The sequence below is a fragment of the Streptomyces sp. NPDC057702 genome, assembly GCF_042799315.1.
Lineage (GTDB): Bacteria > Actinomycetota > Actinomycetes > Streptomycetales > Streptomycetaceae > Streptomyces.
The window spans coordinates 184548-207261 of record NZ_JBHVJC010000011.1 but is presented as its reverse complement, the minus strand read 5'-3'; the positions used below and the strand labels follow the sequence as shown (position 1 = coordinate 207261).

Below are 22714 nucleotides of genomic sequence, written 5' to 3'. Positions count from 1 at the left end.
CCGGGGGAATGCGGCAAACGTCCAGATCCTCGTGCTTGTCACTCTTCGCAGATACGAGCCCACCCATGGTCACACGTCCAGTGTGACCGACCGGACTGACATCCGTCAGACGCCAGTCGCGCCGGGGGAGTTCCCGGCTCCGCCGTGCGCGGCGTGGCGAACGGTCAGCTCGCCTCCGGGTGACGTCCGGTGCCGGCGGCGAGTTCGAACTCGGCGCGCGGGTTCTCCAACGAGCCGAGCGAGACGATCTCCCGCTTGAACAGTCCCGACAGGGTCCATTCGGCCAGCACCCGCGCCTTGCGGTTGAAGGTGGGGATCCGGCTGAGGTGGTAGGCCCGGTGCATGAACCACGCGGGGTACCCCTTGAGCTTGCGCCCGTAGACGTGCGCCACGCCCTTGTGCAGGCCGAGCGAGGCCACGGAGCCCGCGTACGTGTGCGCGTAGTCGGTGAGCGGCTGGTCGCGCAGGGCGGCGACGATGTTGTCGGCGAGCACCCTGGCCTGTCGTACGGCGTGCTGGGCGTTGGGAGCGCACAGCGCGTCGGGCGTGTCCGCGGTGACGTCGGGTACGGCGGCGGCGTCACCGGCGGCCCAGGCGTGCTCGACGTCCGCCACCCGCAGGGCCGCCGTGCACGGCAGCCGGCCCCGGCCGTTGGTGGGCAGGTCGGTGGCGGCCAGCAGCGGGTGCGGCTTGACGCCCGCGGTCCACACCAGCGTGCGCGCCGGCAGCCGCGTCCCGTCGCTGAGGACGACGACACGGTTCTCGCACGAGTCGAGCCGTGTCTCCAGGCGTACGTCGACGTTGCGGTTGCGCAGCTCGCGTACGGCGTAGCGGCCCATCTCCTCGCCGACCTCGGGAAGGATGCGGTCGGTGGCCTCGACGAGCACCCATTTCAAGTCATCCGGCGAGAGGTTGTGGTAATAGCGGACCGCGTAGCGGGCCATGTCCTCCAGCTCGCCGAGCGCTTCGACGCCCGCGTAGCCGCCACCCACGAATACAAAGGTGAGCGCCGCGTCGCGGACCTCCGGGTCGCGGGTGGAGGAGGCGATGTCGAGCTGTTCCAGGACGTGATTACGGAGACCGATGGCCTCCTCGACCGTCTTGAAGCCGATTCCAAATTCGGCCAATCCGGGGATCGGGAGAGTGCGGGAAACGGACCCGGGCGCGAGCACCAGCTCGTCGTAGTGAATCTCGATCGCGCCGGTGCCTTCCTCGGCGGTGGCGAGAGTGCGGACGGCGGCGGTGCGCTTGGCGTGATCAATCGTCGTGACCTCGCCAATGACGACCTGGCATCTCGGCAAGATCCGGCGCAGCGGCACCACCACGTGCCGTGGGGAGATCGAACCGGCCGCCGCCTCGGGCAGAAACGGCTGGTAGGTCATATACGGCTCGGGGTCGACCACGATGACCTGCGCCTCGCTGCGCTTCAGCTTCCGCTGGAGGCGCAGCGCGGTGTACATCCCGACGTAGCCACCGCCGACAACAAGAATGCGCGCGGGTTCCTTCACCCTCCCATGACGCACCCGCGGCCGGGCTTTGTCCACAGGCTCGACGAAATGTGTGACCGGAGGGCCGAGGGAAAGTGGAGGCTTTGGTTCGGGCACACGCGCGGAAGGTGCGCAGGTCAGCGCGCGGTAGCAGGGCATTGAGCGGGTGGCGAATCGGGAGAGATCGGCCGCGTACTCCGATCGGGGGGCGCTCTGGACGGAACTACCCCTTCATTCTTGACCTGGGCTCAACTATGTTCGTACTTCGTCGGGGTGTCGACACAGCCTCGACAGTCAGGGCGGGGAGTCTCCGGGGGGAGACGTCATTACCGGGGGATCGGTTATGCACATTCAGAGTTCGCATTGGTCATCCAGCGTCGCCACGACAGACGGGGGCAATGGCCGTAATACGCCGCTGCGGGTCGACGCGCAGCGCAATCTTGAACATGTGCTGCGAGCTGCCCGTGAGGTGTTCGGGGAGCTGGGTTACGGCGCGCCGATGGAGGACGTGGCGCGCCGCGCCCGAGTCGGCGTCGGAACGGTCTACCGGCGGTTTCCCAGCAAGGACGTGCTGGTCCGTCGGATAGCCGAGGAGGAGACGGCGCGCCTCACCGATCAGGCGCGCGCCGCCCTCCGCCAGGAGGACGAGCCGTGGTCGGCCCTCTCGCGTTTCCTGCGGACCTCGGTGGCGTCCGGCGCTGGCCGGCTGCTGCCGCCGCAGGTGCTGCGGGTGGGCGTCGACGCGGAGGCGGAGGCCGAGGCGGCACGCGTGCCGCACCAGCGGCAGTCGCCGCCCGCCGCGCCGGAGTTGCGGCTGGTGGAGCAGCGCAGCACGCCGGAGCCGCTGGAGGGGGCCGGGCACAGCGTCGTGACCGGCTCGGTGACCGGCCCGAGCGCGGTGGCCCCGGTGGTCGCGGCGCCGGTTGCCGCTCCCGCCCCCGTTCCGACGGGGCCCACGGCGGTACACGACACGGTGAACAACGGAACAGCGCAGCAGTACCCGGACGACGGTGGCGCCACGGCGTTGCTTGAGGTCGTCGGGAAGCTCGTGGAGCGCGCGCGGACGGCGGGCGAGTTGCGGGCGGATGTCACTGTCGCGGACGTGCTGCTGGTGATAGCGACGGCCGCGCCGTCGCTGCCCGACGCGGCGCAGCAGGCGGCGGCATCGGCCCGGTTGCTCGACATCCTGCTGGACGGGCTGCGTTCACGACCGGTGGGCTGAGCGCCCACCGCCTGAGCGAGCGCCCACCGTCTGGGTGAGCGTCGCCTGTCCGAACGCCCAGCGGCCAAGTGGCGGTCGTCGTCGCCCGACGGGGCGTGACGGCCGCCCTCGGGTTCGCGTGCCAGCGGTACGCGAACCCGAGGGTGCTTGGTCCGCCAGGGCGCGGCTGCGCGGGGCGGGGTGCGGCGGGTGGCACGGGCGTCGCCGTGGTCGCCTGACGGCGGCCGAGTCGCCCTGGTCGCGTGGCGCCCACGCGGGGTGGCCCGAGTCGGCGGGATCGGCCGTCCAGGGCGTCCCCACGGTGTGGGTCTCCGCTGACGCGAGGGGCAGCTCCCCGCTGGTGCTCGGGCTGGTTCTTGGCTGATGTCCGGGCTGGTCGTCGCCGACGCGGGGCCTGGTCTCCGCTGACGTCTGGGCTGGCTTGGCGTCCGTGTCCGGGCGCGCGTATGCCGGTTGGTACGTATGTCGGCTGGCGGCTGTCGGAGGCGGCGGTGTCGCCGGGGTCGCTGTCACGGGGGTCGCTGTCGCGGGGTGGGTTCGGCCCGTAGGGAGCTGGCTGCGCGGTGACGCGGGGCCGGTCGGCCGGGGCCCCTGGTGCGGAGTCGTGTTGGGCCCAGGCTGTCGCCGGCGACGTGGGTGGGTTCTCCCCGCGTTGGCTCGGAGCTGTCCGCTGGCGCGGGGTTTTGGCTGGCCAGGGTGGTGCGGGGACAGGGGCTGTCTGCCGTGAGCGCTGATGGCGCCGGTCGCCGAGAGAGCCGGTCCGCCGCTTGGCGCGGGACGTGCCGAGGCGAGGTCGACGCCTTTGAGGTCCATGCCTTCACGGATGACGGGTCCGCGCTGGGTGTGGGCTGTCGCCGGTGGCACGGAGGTTGCCACCCCAGGCGCCGCTGGGCCGAACCGCTGCTGTGGAACGGCTCATTCCGTAGGTGCGCGGCCTGCTGACGGGGCGTCCGCTGAACGGGATGGCGTCACGGGTACACCGGAGTGCGTCACGGGTACGGGGTGGCGTCACGGGTACGGGGTGGCGTCACGGGTACGGGATGGCGTCGGGGCGCGGCCGTGGTAGGCCGGGGTGGTCGCCGGTGGGGCCGGGAGGGCGGCTACTCGGAGTGCCGTTGGGGCGCGGGTCGTCCGCTGGCATGGCGTGCTGCCTGGGCGGGGTGTGCCCGACGCGGGCGCACGTGGTGCGGGGTGGGGTTGGTCGGAGCGTTCGATGGTGCGGAAGCCCGCTGGCCCGAAGTGCCGGTGATGCTGGCGGGGTCGGTTGGTGCGCGGAGTGGGTGCGTGGCTGGCCCGGGCTCGCTGGTGTCGGGGGTCGGCTGGTCGAGGGGGCGTACCGGCACCTACTCGGGGCGTGGTGGAGGGGCTTCGTCGTCCGGTGGGCCGCGTCGGCGGGGGCGCGGCTGGGGGCCAGTGGCGGCCCTGGGAGGGTTCGGCGGCCGGCACGGTTGGTCGGCGTTGGCCCGTGACGGGTGGCGGCGCCGGAGGCTCCGGGTGGCGGGTGGTCGGCGTTGGCCGGTGACGGGTGACGGGTGGCACCCGGGGCTCGGCCCGTCAGGCTGGTCACCGCGTTGGTCGGGGGGCAGGTGGCGGCCTCGGGGGCACGGCGCCCGACAGGTTGGTCGCCGTAGAGCGGCGCCGGGTAGCCGCCACGGGGGCTCGGCCCGACAGGTTGGTTGTCGTCGGTCGGTGGGGGTGATGGTCCAGCGGGTCTGTGGGGGGGGCGGGCTGGGTGGGCAGGGCGCGGGGGGTGGGGGGTGTGCGGTGTGCTGAGGGTTTGCACTTCGGTGTCCGGCGCGGTGTGGACGGCCGGGCGAGACAGGTGCAGAAAGGGTTCCTCGTTCGGGTGAACGGTGGGGCTCACTCTTGCGAACCGACCCCGGATGGGTGGTTGCTGGGAGAGATAAGGCTAGGTCAGTGATGGCTATGGGACTCTTTCCCGCGTGTTCGGGTCGGACAGTGCGTACGGGGGCTGCGGCAATGGGTGTTGAGGTGCCGGACGAACGGTGCGGTCGTGAAGACGACGGGTCTGCCGACGTCACGGACCACGACCCGGAGCACGGTCGCCAGCCCGGTCAGATACCCGGTCAGGGGGGCCCGTCCTCACGCGAGTCCGTGACCGGTGCCGCGTCCGGCGGGCCGGCGGCGGGGGCCGGCAACGGGAACGGGCCGAACGTCCCCGGAGCCCGGTCCGGCGAGGGAGCTGAGAGGTCGGGGGCGGCGTCCGGCGCGGGCGAGCGGCGGGCGGCCTCGGGGGGCGAGCCCAGCGTTCCGCAGCAGCGGGCCGGGGGCGTACGGCGCAGGCGTACGGCGCGCGGCGCGGCCCGCCCGGACGGCACCGAGACCACCAACAGCGCCGGCCCCACCGGCACCCCGGGCCACGGCTCCACGGGCGACTCCAGTCGCACCGGCAACCCGACCCCCAACCCCGACCCCACCGGCGACTCCGGCCCCACCAGCAGCTCGGGCCCCGCTCCCACGAGCTTCCCCGGCCCCACCGGCAACCCGAACCCCGGCCCCACAGACTTCTCCGGCCCCACCGGCACCCCGAGCCCCGCCCCCACGAGCTTCCCCAGCCCCACCAGCGACGACCGCACGGGCAGGACTCCTCCCCCAGCCGGCCCCGGCGGGTCCGGCGCACCCAGGCCCGGCGCCACGGGAGGCACCGCCCCCACGAGCGGCCCCGGCCCCACGCGAGGTGCTGGCTCCACGCGAGGTGCTGGCTCCACGGGCGGCACTCGCGCCACACGAGGCGCCGGGGGCGCGGCGGGGCTGGCTCCGACCGGCCCCACGCCCCACGCCCCACGCCAGACCAACCCGACACACCCCGGCCCGCCACGCCCGGGCCCCGCACCCTCCCACCCGGCACGCTCCGACCCGGCACGCTCCGACCCGGCCCACCCCGGCCAGGCGCACCCAGATCCGACACACCCGACACGCTCCGATCCAGCGCACCCTGGCCAGACACACCCCGACCCGACACACCCTGATCCGACACACCCGCTCCCGACAGGCCCGGGCCCGGGCTCGCCCGACGCGCGCCCCCCTGACGCGCTGCCCTCCGAAGGAGCCGACGCGGCCGAAGACGTGGCCGCCGGAGACGTCGTCGCGGGGGCCGAGGACGTGGGGCGCGTCGTGAGGCAGGCGGCGGGCGGGGCCGACGACGGTTCGGCGGGGGGCGGCCCGCCGTCCGACACCGAGTTGCTGGCGCGGATGCGGGCCGGTGACGGGGCGGCGTACGGCAGCGCGTACGAGGAGTTGTACCGGCGCCACGCGCCGGCGGTGCGCCGCTACGCCCGTAGTTGCTGCCGGGACGCGGACACCGCGGACGACCTGACGGCGGAGGTGTTCGCCCGTACGTTGCAGGCCGTGCGGGGTGGAGCGGGGCCGCGTACGGCGGTGCGGGCGTACCTGTTGACCACGGTGCGCCGGGTGGCGGCGACGTGGACGAAGACCGCCAAGCGGGAGCAACTCGTCGAGGACTTCGCGGTGTTCGCGGACAGCGCGGCGCGCGCGGAGGGCGCCCCGGAGCTGGAGTTCGACGGGGCTGACGTGCGGGCCATGCACGCGGCGGAGCAGACGCTGGCGGTACGGGCGTTTCGCAGCCTGCCCGAGCACTACCAGACGGTGCTGTGGCACACCACGGTCGAGGAGGAGCCGCTGCGCGAGGTGGCGCCGCTGCTCGGGCTGACCGACAACGCGACCGCCGTTCTCGCGCACCGGGCGCGCGAGAAGCTCAAGCAGGCGTACCTCCAGGCCCACGTCAACACCGCGCAGGCGGCGAGCGGCGAGTGCGCGCGGTACGCGGACCGGCTCGGCGCCTACGCCCGGGGCGGACTGCGGATGCGGGCCGAGCGCGGGCTGCGCAAGCACCTGGAGAACTGTGCGGCGTGCCGGATGGCGGCGCTTGAGGTGGCGGACGTGAACGCCAGGCTGCGGGCGGCGCTGCCGGTCGCGGTCATCGGCTGGTTCGCCGCCGGGTACGCGGTCAAGGCCGCGGGCGTGGCGGCCGGTGTCGCGGGGGCCGGGGCCGCCACGGGCGCCGCGGCGGCCAGCGGCGCGGCCGGTGGTCTGGTGGGTACGGGCGCGGCGGGCTCCGCCGGCGGGGCCGCGGGCTCCGGTGCTGGCGGGGCCGCCGCCGGGGAGGGGCTCGGGACGGCGGGCAAGGCCGCGATCGTCGCGGGCGTGGTGGTCGTGGCGGGGGCGATCCTGGCGTACGCGTTCTCCGGTGGGTCGGAGCCGAAGCGGGAGCCGCAGGCCAAGGAGCCGACGATCGCGGTGCCCGGCACGCCGCACCCTCCGCCGAAGCCGACCCCGCCCCCGAGTCCGCCGCCACCCCCGTCACCCCCGCCGGCGCAGCCTCCGAAGCCGAAGCCGAAGCCGTCCACGGCCCGGCCGACGCCGCGCCCCACTCCGAAGCCCAGGCCCAAGCCGCCCCCGCCGAAGCCCCGGCCCAAGCCGACGCGGAGCACTCCGGCGCCGCAGCCGCCGCCCCCGCCCTCGCCGCGCCCGACGCCGCCCGCGCCCGCTCCCCCGCCGAAGCCGCCCCCGCCGCCGAAGCCCACTCCGCCGCCGAGGGTGTACCAGGTCAACCGGTTGGAGTACGGGGGTGTCGGCGACGGCACCAAGCCGGAGCTGCGGCTCGCCGGGAGCAGCCCGCTGTGGCAGCGCGACGCGTTGTCGATCGGCGGCAAGCGGTACGCGCACGGGGCGACGATGCACGCGCCGGCGTCGGTGACGATCGACCTCAACCGCTCGTGCACGACCTACGAGGCGCACGTGGGCCTCGACGACCTCACCCAGGGATGGGGCGAGGCGCGGTTCGCCGTCTACGGGGGGTCGCGGCGGCTGTGGCGCTCGGGGGTCATCAAGGCGGGTCAGCCGGCCGTTCCGGTACGGATCTCGCTGGCCGGACTGAAGTCCATCCGGCTGGTGGTGGAGCCGCACTCGATCTTCGGTGGTGTGGCCCTCGGCGACTGGGCCCAGTCACGTATCGGCTGTCGGTGAGGGGGCGTACGCGGGCTCGCCGGGGCGGAGTCCGGTAGGGCCAGGTGGAGAGGGGGAGCGGGCGGCGCGGGTCCGCTCCCCGGAGCGGGGCGGACGCGGGTGGCCCGGGCGCGTGGCCCACCGGCGCGTGGCCCGGGGTGGGCCCGGCAGCGTGGGGCGCGGGGCGTTCGAGGGTGGCGGGGCGGGTCGCCCGGGGGCGGTGGGGCTCGGGGAGCGGTGGGGCGGCGGGGGCTTGTCGTGGTTGTCGACTGGAGGACCCGCCTCGTTCACCGGCGAGGGCTACGTTGCCCGACAGCGACCCCAACCGTCGCGTTTATCCGCCTTGTTCCTCCCCTTGCCCCGCCCCCTTGTTCCCGCAGGAGTTTCCGTGCGTCGTCGTACCTCCGCGCTGGTGGCCGTTGCCGTACTGGCCGGCGCCGTTCCCGCGCTCACCGCGAGCGGTTCCGCCACCGCGCGTCCCAGCGACACCGGCCACGGCCACGATCGCGGGCGGACGAAGCCGCTGGTCATCGCGCACCGGGCGGGGACGGCGGACGCCCCCGAGAACACCCTGGTGGCGATCCGCACGTCACTGCGGGCCGGGGTCGACGGGCAGTGGCTCAGCGTGCAGGCGACGCGGGACGGCGTGCCCGTGCTGTACCGGCCGACGGACCTGTCCTCGCTCACCGACGGTTCCGGGGCCGTCGCCGACCGCCGGCTGCGTGACCTGGCGGCGTTGAACGCCGGGTACCAGTTCAAGGACGCGGGCGGCGCCTACCCCTACCGCGCGCACCCGGTGCGCATTCCCACGCTCGGCGCGGCGCTGGACGCGATACCCGCGAACAAGGAGGTCTACCTCGACCTCAAGCAGGCGCCGGCCCCGCACGTCGTGGAGGCCGTCTCCCGGCTGTTGGACCAGAAGCGGGCGTGGGGGCGGGTGCGGTTGTACTCCACTGACGCGCAGGTCACGGACTTGCTGGCGAAGAATCCGCGAGCGCGTGTGGCCGAGTCCCGGGACGCGACGCGCCAGCGGCTGGCCGAGGTCGCCCTGGAGCGCGCCTGCAAGAGCACGCCGCCCGCCGGCTCGTGGGCCGGGTTCGAGCTGAAGCGGCAGATGAACCTCCAGGAGAAGTTCACGCTGGGTACCGGGGACTCGGCCGTCACCGCCCAGCTGTGGACCCGTGAGTCCGTCGACTGCTTCCGGTCCGGGCACAAGGCGCGTACGCCGATCGTCATGCTCGGCATCAACACGCCGCAGGACCTGCGCACCGCCACCCGACTCGGCGCCAACGCGGTCCTCGTCGACTCGCCCCAGCAGATGATCCGCCCCCCGCGCGGCCACTGAGCCGGGCCGCGCCCGCCGGCGCCGAACCGTTCCGCACCTACGCCGGCCCCCTCGCGCCAGCGTCGGGGCCGGTGTAGGGGCCTGGCGCTTCGCTCGGCCGCCGGGTCGCGCCGAAGAGTCACGGGGGTGCGGCCGAAGAGTCGACAGGGGTGTGCGGGGAGTCGGCGGGTTCGGCCGGAGCGGGTGGCGGGGTCGGTCAGGGGGTGGCGGGGCGCGACCGGGGGCCGGCCGTCACCACCTCGCCGATCAGGGCGATCGCGGCGGCTGCCGACAGGTCGCGGCTCGCCTCGCGTAGCGCGGCGAACTCCGCGTCACCGATCGCCCGGCCCGCCGCGCGGGCGACCCGGTCCGCCGTGGCGCGGGCGAACGGGCTGCGCGGGAGCGTGTCCCGCCACCCGTCGGCCGCACCGAGGAGCCGGCCGGCGGCGGCGTGCTCTCCCAGCTTGACCAGGACGTACGCGGTGCTCTCGGCCGCGTGAGCCAACAGCACCTCCGTGCAGTTGGTGGCGACGCCGGCGGTCAGCGCGTCCCGCAGCAGACGCAACCCCTCGCGCGGGTCGCCCTCGTCGGTGGCGATGCGCGCCTCGATGCTGCCCAGCGCCACGGTGAACTGCGGTGGCGGCGAGGCGTGCTGGGCCGCCACGCGGGCCCGGTCGCACCAGGCGCGTGCGCCCGCGACGTCGCCGTACAACAGGTGGATGGACGCGCGCAGCGAGCCGTTGAACGCACGGGCCTCCACGCCGCCGAACCGCTCCGCCGCCGCGTCCGACTCGTCCAGCAACACGCTCGCGGCGGCGGGATCACCGCAGGAGAAGGCGAGTTCGGCGAGTCGGGAGATGAGGAACGGGGTCTCGGTGTGCGCGCCCAGTTCGCGCGCCAGGCGCAGCGCCTCGTGGTAGAAGGCGCGGGCCTGGGCGTAGTGCCCGTGCGCCGCCGCCATCTCGCCACTGGCCTCGTGGACCTGGGCCCGCATCCACCGGTCGCCGACCCGGCGACTGATCTCGTGCAGTTCGGCCCAGTCCCGGTCGACCCGGCGCATGCCGCCGGTCATGTCGATGGCCATATGGGTGCGGAACATGAGGGTGACGCCGAGCGCCCAGTCGTCGCCGTTGCGGCGGCAGTTCTCGGCCGCCTGGTCGAGCAGCGGGGCGACGCCCGCGTGCCCGTCGAGGAGGTAGCCGGCGAAGGGCCACAGCAGCCCGGGGAACCGCGCGCTGCCCGCGCCCTGCCGGAGGCCGTACGCGTCGCGGATGGCGCGGGCGACGGCGAGGGAGGCCGGGTCGCGCAGCGCGTCGGCCGAACGCTGCTCGGACAGCAGGAAGTAGTGGAGGAGTTGCAGGTCCATGCGGCGCCAGTAGCGGGCGACGGCGACCGGGTCCGCCGACGGCGGCTGCCCGTCGAGCTCCGGGCGTACCCGGGAACCGCCGGGCGGCGGGGAGGGGTGGGACGGGGGCGCGGGGGAGGTGGCCGGGTGCTCCGTCGTAGCGGCGTACGCGTCGACGCCGTCCCTCTCCGGGGCGGGCGAGTTGGGGGCGTACGGCGGGCAGACGGGCGGGTCGGTGGCGTGCGGGGCGGGCTCGTACGCCGTCGACCGGGTGCGCTCCGGGCGGGTGGGGCCGGCGGTCGTGCGCGGGGTGGCCGCCGGGCCGTGGGGCGCGGTCGGCTCCGGGAGCGCGGTTGGGCCTTCGGCGGCGGGCGGGTCCTGGGGGGTGGTCGGGCCCTCGGTGGTGGGCGGGCCCTGGGGAGTGAGTGGGCCCGGAGGGGTGGGCGGGTCCGGAGGGGTGGGCGGGGGTGTCGTGGGGCCCGGGTGGGTCGCCTCGTAACACGCCGCTTCGAAGTCCAGGGTGCGGCGGGCCCAGTCAGCGCCCTCGCCCCGGTAGTCGCGCAGCCACCAGAACCAGCCGAGGGCGAAGACGAGGTCGCTCGCCGTGTCGACGTCGCCGATGCCGTCGCCCGAGCTGTCACCGATACCGTCGGGGGCGTCCCGGTGCGGGCCGTGGTGTCGGCTGGCCGGTGGGTGGGGGGCGTCGGCCGGATGCCGGGGCGGGTGGCTGGCGCTGGTGGGGCACGCGAGGTACGGGGGTTGCTCGGCCGGCGTCAGGCAACGGTGCAGGGCCGCGCGGAGGTTGTCCAGTTCGGTCTCGACGCGGCGCAGCCAGGGGAGTTGCTCGGCCGAGCGCAGCCGGGGCTCGGCGCGCTGGGCGAGGTCGCGGAAGTAGCGGGCGTGTCGGCGGGCGGTCGCGGTGCGCTCCGCGCGGCCCCGTTGGCCGGCCAGCGCGCGCTCGGCGACGTGCTCGCTGACGTACTCGTGGATGGTCTCCAGCATGCGGTACCGCGTGTCGCCGCCGATCCCGTCGGCGACGGGCGGGTACGTGACGACCAGAAGCGACTTGTCGACCAGCGTGCCCAGGAGGTCGAGCACGTCGGCGGCGTCGATGGCGTCGGGCCCGGCCGGGCCGCGCGGGTCGTCCGCGCAGACCGTCTCCGCCGCGGCCAGGTCCCAACTGCCGGCGAAGGCCGAGGCCCGCAGCAGGACGGTGCGCTCCCGCGCGTCCAGCAGGTCCCACGACCAGTCGACGACCGCGCGCAACGTCTGCTGCCGGGGCAGTACGGTCCGACTGCCGCTGGTCAGCAGGCGGAACCGGTCGTCGAGCCGGTCGGCGATCTGCCGGGGCGAGAGCATCCGCAGCCGGGCCGCGGCGAGTTCGATGGCCAGCGGCAACCCGTCCAGCCGGCGGCAGATCTCGGCGACCGCCGCGGTCGTGTCCGGGTCGCTGGCCAGGTCGAACCCCGGCCGCACGGCGGCGGCGCGCTCGGCGAAGAGTTGGTGCGCCGGCGCGGGCGCCAACGGCTCGACGGGGCGCACCGCCTCGCCGGGCACGCCGAGCGGCTCGCGGCTGGTGGCCAGCACGGTGACGCCCGGGCAGTGCGTGAGCAGCGTCTCGGCGAGTTCGGCCGCCGCCTCGATGACGTGCTCGCAGTTGTCCAGGAGCAGGAGCAGCGTGCGGTGCGCGCAGTGGTCGACCAGGCGCATGGTGGGTGTGGCGCCGTCCAGCCCGGCGCGCGTCTCCAGGCCCCCGGAGTGCAGGGCCGTGTCCCGGCGGCCGACGGCGCTGAGCACCGCGCCGGACACGTCGGCGGGGCTGTCCAACGGTGCGAGTTCGGCGATCCACACGCCGTCGGGGTACGCGTCGGAGACGGTGGCGGCGGCCTCCTCCGACAGCCGGGTCTTACCGGAGCCGCCGGGTCCGGTCAGCGTGATCAACCGAGCGCCGGTCAACTCCTGCCGCAACGACCGGATCTCCGCCCGCCGCCCGACGAAACTCGTGAGCCGCGCCCGCAGGTTCCCCCGTGGCGCGCCACCGTACGCCGACGCGCGCCCGCCACCCACCGCACCACCCGGCCGCGAGCCCGGGGCGCCGGGGGTGTGCGGGGCGGGGGACGCTGGTACGGGCCAGGTGGGGGCCGCCGACGCGACGGCTGGGTTGGCGGGTGCGCCCGGGGCGTCCGGGGCGTCCGAGGCGGTGGAAGTGCCGGGTGCGCTAGGTGGGTTGGATGTGCCGGGCGGGGTGGGCCCACCGGGTGCGCTGAGTGCGTCGGATGTGTCGGGTGGGCTGGGGACGACCGAAGAGGCCGGGAAGGCCGGAGGGTGGCTCGGGTAGGGCGTGGGGGCTGTGGCTGGGGTGGCGGGGGTGGCGGGGGAGGCCGGGGCGGCCTCGGTGCCTGGTTCGGCCGGACTCGTGTGTGCGGTGTACGGGGCGGGCGCCTCCCACCCGCTGGGTGGCGCGGCTCGTCCCGACAGGTCTTCGGCGGGCGGCGTGCGGGAAGTGGGCGGGGCGGTCGGGGTACTGGGACCGGCCGGAGTGGCCGAGGTGGGCGGGGTACTGGGACCGGGCGGAGTGGTCGGGGCAGCCGGGGTACCGGGATCGGGCCGGGTGACTGGGGAGACTGGAGTGCCCGAAGCGTTCCCCGCGTCGCCCGTGTCGCCCGCAGCGCTGGGACCCGCCGGGTCGGAGCCCGCCGCGCCAGCGCCCCGCTCCCCCTGGGTGTCCCGGGTGTTCCAGGTGTCCCGAGTGTCCCGAGTGTCCCGAGTATCCCGAGTGTCCCGCTGGCCGTACGCGATCCGCCCGCCCTCGGTTACCGGGCTCGCGACGTCGGGTGGTGGCACGTCGGTAGACGAGTCCCTTTCGGTACGCGGCGCCGAGTCGGTGGGGGCTGACCCGACGGGAGGGCTGTCCGCACCCCGCGAGGCTGACCCGACGACAGGTTGGCCACCGTCGGCCGACGCTGACCCAACGGCAGGGTCCGGCCCGCTTCCTGACGCTGACCTAACGGCAGGGTTCGACCCACTCCCCGACGCCGACCTGGCGGCACGGTTGCCCCCGTCGGCCGAAGCTGCCCCAGCAGGAGCGTTGAGCCCGTCGGTCGAAGCTGACCCAGCGGCAGGGATGCCGGAGCCCACGGAGGCTGGCCCGTCGACAGGGTTGGGCCCACCGACCGAGGCCGTCCCGACGGCAGGGTTGGGCCCGCGCCCTGACACTGACCCGGCGGCAGGGTCACCCACGCCCCCACGCCTTGACACTGACCCGACGGCAGGGTCAGGCCCGCTCCCTGACACTGACCCGACGACAGGGTTGGGCCCATTCCCTGACGCTGACCCGACGGCAGGGTCCGGCCCACGCCCCGACACTGGCCCGACCACAGAGTCGCCCTCGCTCCCTGACGCTGACCCGACGGCAGGGTTGATCCCGTTGGGCGGGGCCGGGTCGGCGGATCGAGCTGGGCTGGTCGAGGCCGGGGTGTCGGGCATCGGAGGGGCGGCCGGGGCTGGGCCGTTGGTGGGGGCTGGCCTGGGGGCGGGGTCGTACGGGGTCGCCGGGGACGGGCCCGCGAGGAGATCGGCGTACAGGTGCTGGAGCTCGCCGCCCGGGTCCGCGCCCAGCCGCTCGGCGAAGGTGCGGCGGGCCTCCTCGTACGCGGCCAGCGCGTCGGCCGACCGGCCGGCGGCCCGTAGGGCACGGATGAGTTGGGCGCGGAAGGGCTCGTCAAGCGGGTGCTGGGCGACGAGTTCGCGTAGCTCGGGGATGGCGTTCCGGTGGTGCCCGAGGGCGAGTTCCGCGTCGATCCGCTGGTGCAGCGCGGTGAGCCGCAACGCGTTGGCGCGGGCGGCGGCCACCGCGCGGTCCGGCAGGTCGGCCAGTGCCGGGCCGCGCCACAGGTCCAGCGCGTCGCGGAGTAACCGAACGGCCGTCGCGGCGTCGCCGTCCTCCAGCGCGCGGCCCCCGGCGCTCGCGCGTCGCTCGAAGACCGCGAGGTCGATGTCGTCGGGCGCGACGGTGAGCCGGTAGGCACCGGGTGCGGACTGGACGGCCGGCTTGCCGAGGTTGCGGCGCAGCCGTCCGACGAGCGCCTGCAACGCGGCGGTGGCGTCGTGCGGCGGTTCGTCGCCCCACACGTCCCCGATCAGCGCCGCGGCCGGGGCGAGCGCCGTGGCCGGACGGGTCGCGTGTACGGCCAGCGAGGTGAGCAGCGCGCGCAGGCGTGGGCCGCCGACGGGCAGCGGCTGCCCGTGATGGTCGTACGCCTCGGTGACGCCCAGGATCAAGTACCGCACGCGCTCATTGTCCTCGTTCAGCTCGTCGAACTGTTCGGCCCCACACCGCTCCCGCCCCCGCCCCACCGTCCTGACCTGCCCAGACGCCAGCCAAGGCGGCAGATCGCCACGCCGTGCGAACCGCCTCCGAACCCCTGCGGCGACGCCGGCCCCACCCCGTCGGCCCACCGCCGCCCCGCCCTGCTCCAGCCGACCACGCCACACCGCCCCGGCTCGGCCCGCCCCACCCCGCTCCGTGGGGGGGAGGCGTCGACCATACGTCGATCCCGCGCTCCCCTCGCGCCACCGACGGACTCCCCCGCACGCCCCCGACAACCCGGCCATCCCGTACGCACCCGCGCCCCACGCGCCTCCGCACCCGCAACCACACCCCACGCACCTCCGCGCCCCGCCCGCCTCCGTACGCCGACGAACCCAGCGGCCCGACACCCTGACACTCCGACAGCCCGGACACCACGGGCAACGCGACACCCCGACAAACGCCACCCACCCCACAAGCCCGGCAAGCCCGGCGACCCCGAAGAGCACATCGGACCCGAGAAACACCCCAGGCCCCGGAGCGCCGTCCAACTCACCGGCCCCGCCCGACGCGGTCAGCCAACCCACCCCGGCACACGCCAGGTCCCAGCCGCCCGCCCCGCCGCGCCCTCACCTCACTCCGGGGGAGGCCCACCCCACGGGACCACCCGAATCCGCCACCGAAATCACACCGACCCGGCGCGAGCAACCCACCCCCGAGAACGCCCCCAGCGGACAGGCCAACCCGAAACAAGCCCGCCCCCCAGCGAGAGCCCAGCCCCGAAACCAGCCCCCTCCCAAGCGACCCGGCCCGAAGACGTACCCCACCCCAGGGGCCAGGCCCACCGCCCTCCGAGATCACGTCGAACGCGGCCGGCCGGGCCGCCCCGACAGGCGCTCCCCGTAGCCACGGACGACCCGCTGCCCTCCACCGGCACACCGGACCCGCGCGGCCCGCCACACTCCACGGCACACACCAGCCCCAGGCGATCACCCCCGCCTTGGAAGACACGCCCATCCCGTGTGACCGTCCCGCCCGCACGGGGTCACCCGCCCCCATCCACCAGCCCCGGCCCAGGCGTCCGCCCGCCCCACCCCGACAGTCCGGGTCAACCCCGATCAGCGCGGGCCAGCCCGGGCCACCTCACCCCACGTCAGGTGCCCCGCCCAACCCGACAGGAAGCACCCACTCCGGACGGTTCACCAGTCGCGGCGCGACCACCCGCGTCGAGCGGCTCCCCCACCCGGGCGAGCGGCCCGGTGGGCCCGGCGGCCTCCGTATCGCGCCACGCGCTTCGCCCCGCACCCCGCCGGCGGGCGTCGCCACGGGGTGGGTCAGAGACTGGTGCGGGGGACGACGCCGCCGGCGACCGCGCGTTGGCGGGGGGCCGCGGTGCCGGTCCAGCAGGTGCCGCGGCGGGCGAGCAGGCGGCGTAGCCACACCTCGGTGGAGACGAGTTCGGCGATGCCGTCCAGGGGGACGCGCTCCCCTTCGGCGGCGGCGCGCAGCGCCTTGCGGACCACGCGGGCCTCCACCAGTCCCGCGTCGGCCAGCAACGGGGCGTCGAAGAGGGCGATCAGGTCGTCGATGGCGTGCCGCAGGCCGGTGCGGGCGGCGACGGTGTGGCTGCCGTTCGAGGGCGTTCCCCAGCCGGGCGGCAGTTCACGGACGCCCGCTCCGGCCAGCACCGCGCGTAGCACCGAGGCGCGCGCCCCGGGCTGCACCCGGAGCGCTTCGGGGAGCGCGCGGCAGGCGCGTACCACCTGGTTGTCCAGGAACGGGGCGTGCAGGCGCTGGCTGCGGATCTCCGTCGCCTGTTCGAAGACGCGGTGGTCGGCGGCGTGGCGGGCCAGCGCGGCATCCGCCCGGCGCTCGCCGGGGCGGCGGAGCAGGACGGGGCGTGCGGCGGCCTCGTCCAGCCGAACCGATACTTCCGCGAGGGCCTCGCCCGTCAGCCAGCGCGCGGCGGGGCCGGGACGGCACCAGGCCAGGGCGGCGAGCGAGGCCCCGACGGCGCCGCCGATGCCTTCCGCGCCCGAGCCGTCGGCCTCGCCGAAGCGCCGGTCGAGCAGCCGGCTGGCCACTTCCTCGACGCCCTCGCGGTAGGGGGTGCGGGCGAGTTTGCGGGCGGCGCGGTAGACGGTGAAGGGGACGAAGAAGGAGTGCGCCGAGGGTCCGTCGGCGCGGGCCAGGGCCGTGGCGGGGCGCAGCAGGTGGCGCCGGCGGCGGTCGAGCAGCAGGTCGGCGAGGCGGGCCGGGTGCGCGTCGAGCACCTGGCGGGCGCCGTGGCCGACGAGGTGGTCGGCGCTGCCGGCGGCGAGTCTGCGGCGGTGGCGTTCGGCGCTGACCAGCGCGGGCCCGGGTTCGTCGGTGAGCGGACCACGGTCGAGCGCGGCGTACGGCAGGACCTCGGCGCCGGCGGCGACCACGACGTGGTGCAGGCGCGGGTTGGCGGCGATGGTGTGGGCGCGTTCGAGTTCGGCCTCGCGGATGCGGCCGGGAATGGTCGCCAGGTCGTTGAAGGTGACGGCGAGGAGGCGTTCGCCCGCCTCGGTGCCGTGTCCGAGCGGGGTGCCGGGCACGCCGGGCAGGCCGGCGGCGAGCAGGGCCAGCGTGCCCGAGGCGCTGCCGCCGGAGAGGTCGGCGCCGACGCCGGCGGCGGGCCCGCCCCGGGCCGCGCGCCGTTCGGCGGGCCCCATGCCGGGCACGGGGCCCGGGTCGAGGCCGGGGCCGTCGCTCTCGGGGGCGTGCCGGGGCGCGGCCAGGCGTACGCGGACGGCCTCGACGAGCGCGTCGCGTACGCCCTCGACGGCCTGGCCCGGTTCGAGTTGGGGGGCGGCGACGGCGAGCGAGGCGGTGGGTTCGTAGCTGACGACGTCCCGCGAGCCACCCCGGGGGGCGGTGCGCGAGCCGTCGCGCGCGTGCCGCTGGTCGCCGCCGTACCCGTTGCCGTGGTCGCGGTAGGGCCCGTCGCCGTAGGCGGCGCCGTACGCGCCGTCGGCTCTCTGGTGCGCGGCGCCGTACCCGTTCGTCTCCCGTGCCCCGGCGCGCCCGTGGGCCCGGCCGGCGCCGTCCGGGGTCGAGCCGCCGCGCAACACCAGCGCGTGGCCGGGCGGTACGCGGCGTACGCCCTGGTACGGGGTGCCGTCGCCGACGGCTTCGGGTGAGTCGGGGCAGGCCAGCAGGGCGGCGAGGTGGCCGATGTCGAGTTGGGCCTCGATGAGGTCGGCGAGCGGGAGGGCGGCGGTCGCGTAGGCCGTGCCGCCTTCCCAGGGTGTGTAGAACACGGGGCGGGCGCCGGCCAGGTCGCCGGCGACGGTGACGCGGCGGCCGACCTGGGCGACGGCCGTGTAGCTGCCAGGCCAGGCGGTCAGGTGGCGCAGGGCGCCGCCACGGGCCGCGAGCAGGCCGGTGCGCAGTTCGTCGTCGCTGGCGCCGCAGCAGCCGAGCACGGCCAGGTGGGCCGCGCCGTCGGCGTGCACCACGCGCACCTCGTCGGGCCGCCAGTCGCCGACGGCCCACAACGGGTCGGGGCCGCCCCAGACGAGTTGCGCGCCCACCGGTTGTAGGGCGCCTCCCTGGGCGAGGGAGGGCCCCGAGGCGATGTTGCCCCACCCCACCAACCACCGCATCGCCGCCTCCACAGGCTGTGGACAACTAAGAAGGAGCAGTCACCCCGCACAGTAAGCCCGCGGGTCGCGCGTCGCTGGGGCCAACACGCGGCGCCGACAGCGCGCGGCACTCCCCAACGGGCTGGTCATCAGCGCGTGATGCCTCTCCGTCAGGGCAATGCTGCCACGTCCACGCGATTCGGGCGGGACGCGGTACGAGCGGTCACAGCCGAGCCCAGCAAGGCGAGCGACAGGCGAACCCGGGCCCACGCCGACCCCACACCGGGGCCAACTCCCGTAGGAATCCGGACACTCATGCCCGCCGTGCGGGGTCTCGTACGGCCCCGTAGCGGGGCCTTTTCGTCACACTGCGTGCTCGCCCGGCGGCGACGCGGGGCCGAAGCGGAGGGCGGCGGGGCATGCCGGCGCGCACCCGGAGCGAGCCGTGGGAGCGCGTGCCCGGGGCGGTCGGGACGGATCGCGCCCGGGACCGCGCGGGGGCCCCGGGGTACCGGCGGAGCGCGGTACCGGGCCGCCGCCCAGGGGGCGCGTGCCGTCGCGTGCGCCCCGGTGCCCGGCTCGGCGACCGGGCGCGGGGCCGGCGTGGCTCCCCGGGCGCCGTGGGGGCGCGGGCGGCGCTCACGGGGCGACCGGACTCCGGCCGCCGGTCCCGGGGCATCGGCGCCCGGGCGCCGCCGGGGCGCGCCGCGCACGGCGCGCAGGCCACCGCGCGGGCCCGGTGCGGAGTGCCGGCGACCGGCCCCCGCCGTGCGCCTGACCGGCGCCGGGTCGGCCGGGGGCGGCGCGGAAGCGGAACCTTCGGACGGCCTCGCGCGTCGATCCGGTCGGGCCTGGGCCGCGGAGTTGATAACCGGCCAAACTCCGCGCGGCCGTCGGGGATGTCTCCTCCGGTGCCGGGCGGGCCCGTCGGTGCGGCGGGGCCGGCGGGGCCGGTACGGGGGCCGCCTCTGCGGTCCGAGAGACGCGGCGCGCCTCCCGGACCGCTCCGCCACCCGCGGGGAATGAGGCGACGGTGTCCCCACAGTCCGCCGAACCGGAGCGCGGCGGACCGACCCACGCACCCCAAGAGAAGCGCTCCCACCCAGGAGCGGGCAGAGCGCACGGCCGGGCGCACGGCCACACGTGCCAGGAGCACACGCCACGCCTCGCACCCCGTAACGGACCACAATCCCGCCATCCGGGACCTCGCCTCTTAACGGTCGGGATGCGGCGAACTACGCTGGGTTTACGAATGCCCCGCGCCTATGCCGGGGCGGCCGTCGGTGCTGTCGAGGGGTGCGCATGTCCAGGGAGCTACGCGGGCCGAACGAGAAGCTCGGCACCGTTCTCGCCCTCGCGGGAATCAGCAATGCCGGGCTCGCGCGCCGGGTCAACGACCTCGGCGCGCAACGGGGCTTGACTCTTCGCTACGACAAGACATCGGTGGCCCGCTGGGTGTCGAAGGGCATGGTGCCGCAGGGCGCCGCCCCGCACCTGATCGCCGCGGCCATCGCGAGCAAGCTCGGGCGCCCCGTGCCGCTGCACGAGATCGGCCTCGCGGACGCCGATCCCGCGCCTGAGGTGGGCCTCGCCTTCCCGCGCGATATCGGCCAGGCGGTGCGTTCGGCGACCGATCTGTACCGGCTGGATCTCGCCGGCCGGCGCGGAGGCGGGGGCATCTGGCAGAGCCTGGCCGGATCGTTCGCCGTCACGGCGTACGCCACGCCCGCCTCGCGCTGGTTGATATCCCCCGCCGACAGCTCCGTCGCGCGCGAGCCGACCGCCCACCAGCACCCGCACCAGCCCGCACCGCGCCACCAGCCCCACCCCCCGTCCGCGCCGCGCCAGCAGCCGCCGCCCGCGCAGCAGCACCAGAACGGCGCGCCCGCCCAGGACGGCACGCCGCAGCGGGTGGGCCACAGCGACGTGCGCAAGCTGCGCGAGGCCGCCGAGGACGCCCGCCGCTGGGACTCCAAGTACGGCGGCGGTGACTGGCGCTCCTCGATGGTGCCCGAGTGCCTGCGGGTGGACGCGGCGCCGCTGCTGCTCGGCGCGTACAGCGACGAGGTGGGCCGCGCGCTGTTCGGCGCCGCGGCCGAGCTGACCCGGCTGGCCGGCTGGATGGCGTTCGACACCGGCCAACAGGAGGCGGCGCAGCGCTACTACATCCAGGCGCTGCGGCTGGCGCGCGGCGCGGCCGACGTTCCGCTGGGCGGGTACGTGCTCGCCTCGATGAGCCTCCAGGCCACCTACCGGGGCTTCGCCGACGAGGGCGTGGACCTGGCCCAGGCCGCGCTGGAGCGCAACCGTGGCCTGGCGACGGCGCGCACCATGAGCTTCTTCCGGCTGGTGGAGGCCCGCGCCCAGGCCAAGGCGGGCGACGGGCCGGCGTGCGGGGCGGCGCTGCGGGCCTCGGAGGGGTGGTTGGAGCGTTCGCGCCAGGGCGACCCGGACCCCTCCTGGCTGGACTTCTACTCCTACGAGCGGTTCGCGGCGGACGCCGCCGAGTGCTACCGGGACCTGAAGCTGCCCCGCCAGGTGCGCCGCTTCACCGAGCGCGCGCTGGCCTGCCCGACCGAGGAGTTCGTGCGCTCGCACGGGCTGCGGCTCGTGGTCTCGGCCGTCGCCGAACTGGAGTCCGGCAATCTGGACGCGGCCTGCGCGGCGGGCACCCGCGCGGTGGAGGTCGCCGGCCGCATCTCCTCGGCCCGCACCACGGAGTACGTCCGGGACCTGCTGCACCGGCTCGAACCGTACGGCGACGAGCCGCGGGTCGTGGAGCTACGCGAGCGGGCGCGGCCCCTGCTGGTCGCCCCGGCGTGACTCCCGGCCCGGCCGTACGCCAGGCCCCCGACCGACCGGCCCGCCGCCGGCCTCCGACGCCGCGCGCGCCGGGCCCGGTGGCGGGCCCGCCCCGGCCCGCGCCGCCGCCCGAGCGGACGCGGGCTGAGGCGCGTGCGGGGACACGACGCCGTCACGGCCGCGTCGCCTTTCGCACACCTGGTCGGAACCGGGGCGCCGCTTTGGTTTCGGCCGGTTGTCAGTGGCGCAGGTCATGATGGTGAGCGTCGGTGAGGTGGGCGGTAATCGCGGCGGTGTTTTGCGCCGCGCTAGTGCGGATGCCCCGGTTTGCGCGGCCTGGGCGGCGCGCGGGAGCCGGGTGCGGAGGGCGACGATCGGGAGCGTCGGGGAGGTGACGTGGTGAGGTACGACGCTGAGGTGCTGGTGATCGGGGGCGGCATCGTCGGTCTGTCGACGGCGTACGCGATCACGCGCGCCGCGCCGGGGACCCGGGTCGTCGTGCTGGAGAAGGAGCAGGGCCCGGCCCGCCACCAGACCGGTCACAACAGCGGCGTCATCCACAGCGGCATCTACTACCCGCCCGGTTCGCTCAAGGCCGCGTTCGCCGTGCAGGGTTCGGCGGAGATGGTGAAGTTCTGCGCGGAGCACGACATCGCGCACGAGGTCACCGGCAAGCTGATCGTCGCCACGGAGGTCTCCGAGCTGCCGCGCCTGCACTCCCTGGCCCAGCGCGCCCGCCAGCACGGCATCCCGGTACGCGAGCTGGGCCCGGCCCAGATAGCCGCGTACGAGCCGCGGGTGCGGGGCCGGGCGGCGCTGCACGTGGGCACGACGGGCATCTGTGACTTCGGCGCCGTCTCCACCCAGCTCGCCCGGCTCGCCCAGGACGCGGGGACCTCGGTGCGGTACGGGGCGCGGGTCGAGGTCATCGGGCGGCGCGCCTCCGCCGTCGCGGTCCGCACCACCGCCGGCGAGGTGCTGCGCGCGCGGGCCCTGGTCAACTGCGCCGGACTGCACAGCGACCGCGTCGCGCGGCTGGCCGGCGACGACCCGGGCATGCGGATCATCCCCTTCCGGGGCGAGTACTACGAGCTGCGGCCGGCCCGCGCGCACCTGGTGCGCGGCCTGGTCTACCCCGTGCCCGACCCCGCCTTCCCCTTCCTCGGCGTCCACCTGACCCGTGGCATCGACGGCGGCGTCCACGTCGGCCCGAACGCGGTGCCCGCGTTGGCCCGCGAGGGGTACGGCTGGCTGACCGTGCGCCCCGGCGAGCTGGCCGGCACACTGGCCTACCCGGGCTCCTGGCGGATAGCCCGCCGCCACTGGCGGTACGGCATGGGCGAGTTGCACCGCTCGCTGTCCCGCCGCGCCTTCACCCGCGCGGTGCGCCGCCTGCTGCCCGACATCACCACCGACGACCTGATACCCGCCCCGGCCGGCGTGCGCGCTCAGGCCCTGCTGCCCGACGGCACCCTGGTCGACGACTTCCTCTTCAAGGAGTCCCCCCGCATGGTGCACGTGCTCAACGCGCCCTCCCCCGCGGCGACGGCCTCCCTGGCCATCGGCCGCGAGGTGGCCCGCCGGGCCCTACGCCAGCTCTAGGCGCGCCTCGCCCGGCGCGCTCCGAC

Annotated in this window: 8 protein-coding genes and 2 pseudogenes; 5 read left to right on the top strand and 5 right to left on the bottom strand. The window is 75.8% G+C overall.

The features are described from left to right. Positions 1 to 164: 164 nt before the first annotated feature. Positions 165 to 1508 (bottom strand): NAD(P)/FAD-dependent oxidoreductase, encoded by a 1344-nt coding sequence (locus ACFVFR_RS10880; protein WP_383699666.1) that lies wholly within the window; start codon positions 1506 to 1508, stop codon positions 165 to 167. Between the two features lie 322 nt (positions 1509 to 1830). Between ACFVFR_RS10880 and ACFVFR_RS10875 the strand changes: the two genes are divergently transcribed. After that, a complete protein-coding gene (locus ACFVFR_RS10875) occupies positions 1831 to 2709 on the top strand; it encodes a TetR/AcrR family transcriptional regulator (protein ID WP_383699664.1) in 879 nt (292 codons plus the stop codon). Between the two features lie 2087 nt (positions 2710 to 4796). Here ACFVFR_RS10875 and ACFVFR_RS10870 read toward each other — a convergent pair. Continuing rightward, positions 4797 to 5306: a hypothetical protein gene (locus ACFVFR_RS10870; protein WP_383699692.1), complete on the bottom strand. Its 510-nt coding sequence runs from the start codon at positions 5304 to 5306 to the stop codon at positions 4797 to 4799. A 457-nt stretch (positions 5307 to 5763) separates the two neighbouring features. On the opposite strand from ACFVFR_RS10870, the gene ACFVFR_RS10865 reads away from it, so the two are divergent. Further along, positions 5764 to 7716, top strand: a complete 1953-nt coding sequence (locus tag ACFVFR_RS10865) for a sigma-70 family RNA polymerase sigma factor (protein ID WP_383699688.1) — start codon at positions 5764 to 5766, stop codon at positions 7714 to 7716. 367 nt (positions 7717 to 8083) lie between these two features. Further along, a complete protein-coding gene (locus ACFVFR_RS10860) occupies positions 8084 to 9040 on the top strand; it encodes a glycerophosphodiester phosphodiesterase family protein (RefSeq protein WP_383699662.1) in 957 nt (318 codons plus the stop codon). Positions 9041 to 11123: 2083 nt separating this feature from the next. Here ACFVFR_RS10860 and ACFVFR_RS10855 read toward each other — a convergent pair. The 3 genes and pseudogenes from ACFVFR_RS10855 to ACFVFR_RS10845 form a co-directional block, all read right to left on the bottom strand. After that, positions 11124 to 12320, bottom strand: a pseudogene (locus ACFVFR_RS10855) (ATP-binding protein); the annotation flags it as partial. 1671 nt (positions 12321 to 13991) lie between these two features. Continuing rightward, positions 13992 to 14978 (bottom strand): annotated as a pseudogene (locus ACFVFR_RS10850) (BTAD domain-containing putative transcriptional regulator); the annotation flags it as partial. A 1029-nt stretch (positions 14979 to 16007) separates the two neighbouring features. Beyond that, the gene (locus ACFVFR_RS10845) at positions 16008 to 18305 is read right to left on the bottom strand and encodes an asparagine synthase-related protein (RefSeq protein WP_383699660.1); all 2298 of its coding nucleotides are present in this window, start codon (positions 18303 to 18305) and stop codon (positions 16008 to 16010) included. Between the two features lie 1281 nt (positions 18306 to 19586). Between ACFVFR_RS10845 and ACFVFR_RS10840 the strand changes: the two genes are divergently transcribed. Together ACFVFR_RS10840 and lhgO are read left to right on the top strand one after the other, a co-directional pair. Further along, positions 19587 to 21107 (top strand): hypothetical protein, encoded by a 1521-nt coding sequence (locus ACFVFR_RS10840; RefSeq protein ID WP_383699658.1) that lies wholly within the window; start codon positions 19587 to 19589, stop codon positions 21105 to 21107. Positions 21108 to 21482: 375 nt separating this feature from the next. Continuing rightward, complete coding sequence (gene lhgO, locus ACFVFR_RS10835) at positions 21483 to 22688, top strand: L-2-hydroxyglutarate oxidase (RefSeq protein ID WP_383699656.1); 1206 nt, start codon at positions 21483 to 21485, stop codon at positions 22686 to 22688. Positions 22689 to 22714 lie beyond the last annotated feature (26 nt).

Excerpts from the sequence above, each read along its gene's own strand:
- ACFVFR_RS10875 (WP_383699664.1), top strand. The coding sequence starts at position 1,831 with ATGCACATTCAGAGTTCGCATTGGTCATCCAGCGTCGCCACGACAGAC.
- ACFVFR_RS10845 (WP_383699660.1), bottom strand. The coding sequence starts at position 18,305 with ATGCGGTGGTTGGTGGGGTGGGGCAACATCGCCTCGGGGCCCTCCCTC.
- ACFVFR_RS10840 (WP_383699658.1), top strand. The coding sequence starts at position 19,587 with ATGTCCAGGGAGCTACGCGGGCCGAACGAGAAGCTCGGCACCGTTCTC.